General features: G+C 59.6%; 7 protein-coding genes and 1 pseudogene. 2 read left to right on the top strand and 6 right to left on the bottom strand.

Annotation, left to right across the window (positions count from 1 at the left end; genetic code table 11):
• The 6 genes and pseudogenes from AC07XF_RS28580 to bamJ form a co-directional block, all read right to left on the bottom strand.
• Window positions 1-1,004, bottom strand: a pseudogene (locus AC07XF_RS28580) (type IV secretion protein Rhs); the annotation flags it as partial.
• A 202-nt stretch (window positions 1,005-1,206) separates the two neighbouring features.
• Entirely contained in the window at window positions 1,207-1,611 is a 405-nt protein-coding gene (locus AC07XF_RS28575) for a sel1 repeat family protein (protein WP_495029193.1), read from the bottom strand.
• Window positions 1,612-1,983 (bottom strand): hypothetical protein, encoded by a 372-nt coding sequence (locus AC07XF_RS28570; protein WP_003223109.1) that lies wholly within the window; start codon window positions 1,981-1,983, stop codon window positions 1,612-1,614.
• On the bottom strand, window positions 1,980-2,321 hold the full coding sequence (locus tag AC07XF_RS28565) for a helix-turn-helix domain-containing protein (protein WP_495029192.1): 342 nt from the start codon (window positions 2,319-2,321) through the stop codon (window positions 1,980-1,982). The genes AC07XF_RS28570 and AC07XF_RS28565 overlap by 4 nt, the downstream gene beginning before the upstream one ends.
• A 114-nt stretch (window positions 2,322-2,435) precedes the next feature.
• A complete protein-coding gene (locus AC07XF_RS28560) occupies window positions 2,436-2,891 on the bottom strand; it encodes a YkvA family protein (RefSeq protein WP_495029191.1) in 456 nt (151 codons plus the stop codon).
• Between the two features lie 293 nt (window positions 2,892-3,184).
• Window positions 3,185-3,901, bottom strand: coding sequence for a BamJ family beta-barrel-assembly machinery protein (gene bamJ / locus AC07XF_RS28555; RefSeq protein WP_495029190.1), 717 nt, complete (start codon window positions 3,899-3,901; stop codon window positions 3,185-3,187).
• Window positions 3,902-4,170: 269 nt separating this feature from the next.
• Between bamJ and AC07XF_RS28550 the strand changes: the two genes are divergently transcribed.
• Together AC07XF_RS28550 and AC07XF_RS28545 are read left to right on the top strand one after the other, a co-directional pair.
• Window positions 4,171-5,973 carry a di-heme-cytochrome C peroxidase gene (locus tag AC07XF_RS28550; RefSeq protein WP_495029189.1) on the top strand — a complete coding sequence of 601 codons (1,803 nt, stop codon included), beginning with the start codon at window positions 4,171-4,173 and terminating at the stop codon, window positions 5,971-5,973.
• A 28-nt stretch (window positions 5,974-6,001) separates the two neighbouring features.
• Window positions 6,002-7,138: a catalase family protein gene (locus tag AC07XF_RS28545; protein WP_495029188.1), complete on the top strand. Its 1,137-nt coding sequence runs from the start codon at window positions 6,002-6,004 to the stop codon at window positions 7,136-7,138.
• The last annotated feature ends 207 nt before the right edge of the window (window positions 7,139-7,345 follow it).

The raw sequence follows: 7,345 nt of genomic DNA, 5'->3' as shown, positions 1-7,345 counted from the left end.
CCGATGAACTGGCTGACGAGGCCAAAGATCGCTTTGACGAAGCCCAGCACGACACTCAGCAATTGCGCGCCATGCCGGGCCAAGCGCATCGACAGATAGGCCACGCCCGCCCCGGCCGCAGCGAAGGTCAGGACCACGCCGATCAGCAGGTCGATCAGCAACTCCACGGCAAATCTCGACAGCGATTCGGCGGTGGCGCCGGCCATGACACTCGGCGGCAGCATCTCCAGCCACAGGCTGGCGGTGCGCAACAGCAGGCACAGCGCCGCCTCGTCACTGGCCAGCAGTTGCAGGCGGGCCATGGCTTCGGGGGTTTTTTCCGCCAGCTCGGCCAACTGACGGGCGCCATCACCCAGCTGCTCAGCGAACCGGCGCGGGTCCTGCAATATCGCCGACAGCTCGCCGATGCGGTCCCACACCCCGACCAGCGCCGCCCAGCTGCCGGCCAGCAAGCCGTTGCCGACCGCCGCCGAGGTCGACTGCGGCCAGCGCGGTTTGAAGCCTTGCCACTCGCCACGCAACCAGTCCTGTAACTGTGCGGTCAGGCCGTCATAGGATTTGAACAGTGCACCCAGCTGCTCCGGGGTGGCTGCACTCTGCACATGCACGCGATAGGACTTGCCCGGCGTGCCTCTGAACTCGCCCTTGCCAAATTCATCCAGGGGGACCGACTTCCTTTCTCCACCCTCCTGCGCCACCACCTCGACCTGAATATTGCCCAGCGGAATGTCGTACACCGACTCGAACTTGCTCTCGATCAGCAGAATCCCGTTGGCCGGGCACTGCGCCACCGTCGAGAAAAAATCATCGTCACCGGTGCTGACGACCTTGCTGGTATCGCCGAGCTTGATCACCCGCTCCATGCCCATCAGCGAGGGCAGGTCCAGGGCATGGCTGAGCTGGTCTGCGTGGCGATTGAGGAAGCCGGTGAGCTGTTCGCGATACAGGCTCAGGGTGTGGGGGAAGTGGTCGAGCTCCTGCTCGACGCGGGCGATCTGATCCATCAGCGCACCGAAAAGCGGGAGGCTGCATGAAAAACCGGGTCAAGCATGAACACTCCCTCGCGCAGGAAAATTGGCGCAAGGGACTTTGCGGAGGATCCGCGAGGAAAGAAGTCAGGAAAGGATGATGTTGGTGTAGGGCAATTCGCTAAAGCGAAAACGTGGCGCAGGGATCGCCCTCACGCCAGTCAGAAATGTCTGTTGATTACGTAGAACTGCGGGATGCCAACTCTTTGAGCTTGATCGGCGCCAACGGATGCCCGGCCTGTGCCGCAATCCCCCAAAACCGCGCGGCTTCAAGCGGATCCGGCGCCTTGCCTGGCGTCCCGGCCAAACTGATCACGCCCACCTGATACGCCGCCTTGCCATCACCTGCCAACGCTGCGAGGCGCAACAAACGCACGCCCTCCTCACGAGCACCAAGGCCAACGCCGCGAAACGTCAGGATGTGCCCATAGAAGCTCTGGGCGCCGACATCGCCCAGATTGGCCATGCGTGCGAACTGGCCTTCGAGCCAGCGCCAGCCGCGTGGCTGACGAACAAACCACGACCAGTGAAACAGCCTGCGCGCGAGCCAGTAGCCGACCCGCGCCTTGAGTTGCAGAAACATTCAGGCCTCGGCCGATTCCGGGTATTCGTACTCGAACACCCGCACCACTTCCGAAGCATGCCAGGACGCGGCGGCAACGCCGTCCGACGGCCCGGAAAAGCGCCCGAGGCGCTCGACACATTCAAAAAATCCGGTGCGCGGCAAGCGACTGGCGCCCTGACTGATCACCAGTGAACTGCGCAATGGCTGCTCCGCCTTGGCGTCCAGTGCCGCCAGATGCTCAAGGGCCGCCGTCAGGGTTTGCATGGCCGGAGTCGGCAGCTGCAAACGCTCCAGCAATGCCCGATAAGTCAGGAGATGGCGCTGACGACGCGCCTGATCCAGTTCGCCCAGCAATCCGTCCCAATGTTGACGACTGATGCGTACGCTCACGATTCATCCCTCCACCCTGACACCGTCAATTCCCAGGCCAGGCTGCGACGAATCGCGGCGTCGGGCAGACGCTCGCCACTTTCGATCATGGCCAGGTAAGACGGGCTGATGCCTACCGTGCGGGCCAGCGCCTCGATGGCGATGCCCTTTCCTTCGCGCAAACTGCGTAATTGATCCAGACCCGGAAGAATCGCGTCTGGTGTTGCCGCCTGAAGCTTCGTGGCTTCAGGCGATGCTTGCTCCTTGATGCCTGCTGCTTTCAGTAACGCCTGATATTGAGCCCATGGCAGAACCGCATATTCGGGCTCGCCTTCGCGTGTAATTATCTGAATATCCATGACTACCCCGTAGGACAACAACACTTAGCGAGTCGGCACTTTTCCCTAGAAGTGTAATCCTAACAGCGGCCAAGGTCGCGGGGGGTATCAATCTGTGAACATGTCGAAATTGACTCAGTGTTTTTTCGGGCCTTGAAGCTGAAGTTGCTCAGGGGTATCAGGCAGGCGCTCGACCACCGCGAGCTTCTCCGGCACTTGCCGTTTGCGCCAGGCGCGGAAGGCATTGAGTTCGTCGTCGAGAACTTTCATCAGCCATGCCAGTACCGCGATGTCATCCAGCATGCCAAACACTGGAATGAAATCCGGGATCGCATCCACCGGACTGAGGAAGTACATCAGGCCTGCGACAACCGAAACCAGCGCCTTGGGACTGATGGCTCGATACTCACCGCGCCAATAGGCCAGGCAGAGTGCCTGCAACAGTCGCAAATCATCCTTGAGCTTGCCCAGTCGATTGCCTTGGCTCGCGCCCTTGCTGGCGACCGCGAACAGCAGGGTTGGCAATCGGCCGCGCGCCAGCAGGCGTCCGGCCAGTGGCAGGAAACGAGCGAAACTCCAGGGTGCTTTCATCATTCCTCCCATTGAAATGTTATCCACACAAATTGTGGATAACCTTGTGAACAGAGCTGCTTTTCATCGCTGTAAGCCCCGTTTTACAAGGCCTCCAATCAGATCGGGCGTTTTTTACTCATCAAAAAAAACCCATAATTTCATTGACTTGGCGTTCTGGTACGGCTACCGCCAACGCCTACTATGCCTAAGACTCCGGTCTAGAGCGTCTGTTCGTTTTGTTTACCCGTGCCGAACGCCAGATGCAACAACGCCCCGCATAAGCGAGGCGTTGTCGATGAAACACGCGCTGGTTACTTGGCAGCGGCGTCTTCTTTTGCCGGATCCTTGATGGCCAGCAGTTCCAGGTCGAATACCAGCACAGAGTTGGCCGGAATCGCCGGGCTTGGGCTTTGCGCGCCGTAGGCCAGGTCAGCAGGGATGTACAGTTTGTACTTCTCGCCAACGTGCATCAGTTGCAGGCCTTCGACCCAACCCGGGATCACACCGCTGACCGGCAGATCGATCGGGCTGCCGCGCTCGACGGAGCTGTCGAATACGGTGCCGTTGGTCAGTTTGCCGGTGTAGTGGACGGTCACTACGTCAGACGGCTTAGGCTGAGGGCCATCGGCTTTCTTCACGACTTCGTACTGCAAGCCCGAAGCGGTGGTGGTCACGCCGGCTTTCTTGCCGTTTTCTTCGAGGAATTTCTTGCCGGCAGCGGCCGACTCTTCGCTCATCTTGGCCATGCGTTCTTCGGCACGCTTTTGCAGCGCGGCGAACGCCTCAACCAATTCTTCGTCTTTGAGTTTCTGCTCTTTCTTGCCGACGGCGTCTTCGATGCCCTGGGCTACAGCTTTGGAATCCAGGTCATCCATGCCTTCCTGAGCCAGGCTCTTGCCCATGTTCAGGCCGATACCGTAGGAAGCTTTTTGCGCCGGAGTTTTCAGCTCTACGCTGGTCTGCGAATCACAACCCGCGAGTACCAGGCTAACCAGGGCCACCGCCGCCGCCAACCGATGCTGTTTCATGCTATTTCCTTGTTCATGCGCCTAAAGGGCAATCGAGTAAAGCCGCGAGCTTATCAGGCCGCCACGACCAATGGCTACCGGCATGAGAGCCGGAAACGATTGATAAGTTCAGGTGTTTAAACGCATTTCACAATTCGGCTGATGAAGCTTCTTTCATCTTGCTCTGAAGGTGTCTGATTCCTGAGCCTGCAACATCTGGCGTAATGGCCTCTTGCCGCACCTTCGGCACTCGGGCATAACGGCAGGATAATTCGACACGGATGTTTATCTTGCGCCTCTTTATTCGCTTGCTGGTTCTTATCACAGTACTGCTCGGGCTGGTCTTGGCCGTAGTTCTTTACTACGTCGCCAACCCAAAATTGCCGGCCTGGTCGCCTGCACAACAGGTGCATTACCTGGAGCAATGGAGCGCTGCCGACCGAGAGACTTATTACTTCACACCCCAGGGCACCCAGGTCAAAGGCTTGCGCTATGACTGGTTCACCGCCCTCGAACTGCCCTTCTCGCAGCAACGCTTCGCCGCCCCCGAGTACCTCGCCCGCTTCGGTTTTCTGGTGGACCCCGGCCAGAAAGCTACACCGCATAACCCCGGCAACCTCCCGGCAGGCTTTACCCGGCATCAGAATGCGGGGAGCCCGGATGTGTTTCTGGATATCACCTGCGCGGCCTGCCACACCGGTGAACTGCGCTTCAAGGGCCAAGCCGTGCGTATCGATGGCGGCTCGGCGCAGCATGTGCTGCCGTCCAGTGTTCCTACACTCAAAGGGGGCAGTTTCGGACAAGCGCTGGTGGCCAGCCTGGTTTCGACCTACTACAACCCGTGGAAATTCGAACGTTTCGCACGCAACGTGCTGGGGCAGGACTACGAGACGCGCCACAATCAACTGCGCAATGAATTCAAATCTTCGCTGGATACGTTCCTCAAAGTGGCCTGGAACGACACCCACCGCGGGCTCTATCCGACCGAGGAAGGCCCGGGGCGCACAGACGCCTTCGGGCGCATCGCCAACGCCAGCTTCGGTGATGCGATTTCCCCCGACAACTACCGTGTGGCCAATGCCCCGGTCGATTATCCGCAGCTGTGGAACATGTGGACGTTCGAATGGGTGCAGTGGAACGGCTCGGCGAAACAACCGATGGCCCGTAACATCGGCGAGGCGTTGGGCGTCGGTGCCACGCTGAACTTCTTCGACAAGAACGGCCAGCCGCTGATGGGCGATGCGCGCTACCCCTCCAGCGTGCGCGTGCGCGATCTGCACCTGATCGAAGAAACCCTGCAACGACTCGCGCCACCGGCCTGGCCGGAAGATCTGTTGGGCGCGGTCGACAAACCTCTGGCAGCAAAGGGTCGCGCATTGTTCGCCGAAAACTGCGCGGGTTGTCATGTACCGCATACCAGCCAAGGCGAAGGACGATATGTCCAGCACCTGAAAATGCTCCCGGTGGATTACATCGGCACAGACCCCGGTGCGGCCAACAACATCGCCGACCACCGCTTCGACCTAACAGCGTTGCAATGGAAGCAGGCAGAACTGGAAAAACTTGATGTAGAGCCAAAACCCACCGAACCACTGGACCTGAGCAAGATGTCCGTGGCCAAGGGGCTGGCCTATGTCACGGCATATGTCCGGGACCGTGCGTATCGAGACGCCAATATCCCCCCTGCCGAATATCCTGAAATGGACGGTTTCGGCCTGCCGATCGGCGTGCGCGAATTGCGTTCGTACAAGGCCAGGCCATTGGCGGGCGTATGGGCGACAGCGCCGTTTCTGCACAACGGTTCGGTACCGAGCATTTATCAATTGCTGTCGCCTCAGGATGAGCGTGCGACCACGTTCTACAAAGGCACATTCGAATACGACCCGGAACACCTCGGTTACCGCACCGAAGCCATTTCCAATGGTTTTCTGTTCGACACGCGAATCACCGGTAACCACAACAGTGGTCATGAATTCCGTGCCGGCAAACTCGGCAATGGCGTGATCGGCCGCGGGTTGCAACCGGAAGAGCGCTGGGCACTGCTGGAGTATTTGAAAGTGTTGGGCGGACCGCTGGAAGGGCAATTGCCATGACCACAGCCTCAGTCAAAAGGACGTTCCCATGCTGACAATTCTCTGGCTGCGCCTGGGCACCTTCCTCGGCAAGCTGTTGCTGTGGTTACTGGGTCTTGGAGTGCTTGGCTGGGCATTGGCCACCGCCTGGTTTGCCTGGCAGCATCGCGGACCGGTCTCGGCGCAGGAGTTGATTCCGGACGCTGAAGCCGCGATGACCCAGGACATCATCCAGACCGCCGTGCGCATCGTCGATCAGCACCGCGAAAGCACCCGCTACCTGCGCGACGCCCATGCCAAGGCCCACGGCTGTGTGAGGGCCGAGGTTCAGGTGCTGCCGGAACTGCCAGGTGAACTGCGTCAGGGTGTGTTCAGCGAGCCGGGCAAAACCTGGCAAGCGACGATGCGCCTGTCTAACGGCAATGCCTACCCACAGTTCGACAGCATCCGCGATGCCCGGGGCATGGCGATCAAACTGTTCGAGGTACCGGGTAAGCCACTGTTGAGCGACCGGCCAGGCCGAGGTGAACAGGATTTTGTGATGTTCAGCCATCCGAACTTCTTTGTGAGTAATGTCGCCGAATACCGTCAGAACGTCGCCGCCCAGGCCGAAGGTAAAAAGTTGATGGCCTTCTTCCCCGGCTGGGATCCACGGACTTGGCAGGTTCGCCACCTGCTCATCGCTTTGGTGACGCTGTCCCCTGCCCCGTCGAGCCCGACCCAGGCGACATACTTTTCGGTTTCGCCCTACAAGTTCGGTGAAGCCAATGCGAAGTTCCGGGTCATACCCGATCCGGCAAGCTGCCCGGCCTACAACCTGCCCGAACAGAATCGCAAATTACCGAACTTCCTGCGCAATGCGCTGAACCAACAGCTGTCGACTGACCAGGTGCCCGCGTGTTTCGTTTTGCAGATCCAGCGACAGGACGCCAACAAGTACATGCCGATTGAAGACACCAGCATTGAGTGGCGCGAGAGCGATGCGCCCTTCGAGACCGTGGCACGGATCAATGTGCCGGCGCAGGACTTCGATACACCCGCGCTGAACCTGCAGTGCGACAACCAGTCGTTCAATCCCTGGTTCGGCGTCGAAGCACACCGCCCCATCGGCGGTATCAATCGCCTGCGCAAGGCCGTGTATGAAGCCGTCAGCGACTACCGTCACAGGCGCAACGCCGAGCAATAAACCGTCAGAAATGAAAAAAGCGACCCCAAGGTCGCTTTTTCATTGAAGCCCGGCCAAATCCCGGACAGCAAAAAGCCCGCACAAGGCGGGCTTTCTGTGGTGACCTGGCGTTCAGTGTTCCAGGTTACCGAATATGGCGCAGCGGACGGGACTCGAACCCGCGACCCCCGGCGTGACAGGCCGGTATTCTAACCGACTGAACTACCG

It is taken from the genome of Pseudomonas sp. GW821-FHT01C01 (genome assembly GCF_059422645.1).
The sequence above is the reverse complement of the archived record's forward strand: the minus strand, read 5'-3'. Positions and strand labels throughout refer to the sequence as shown.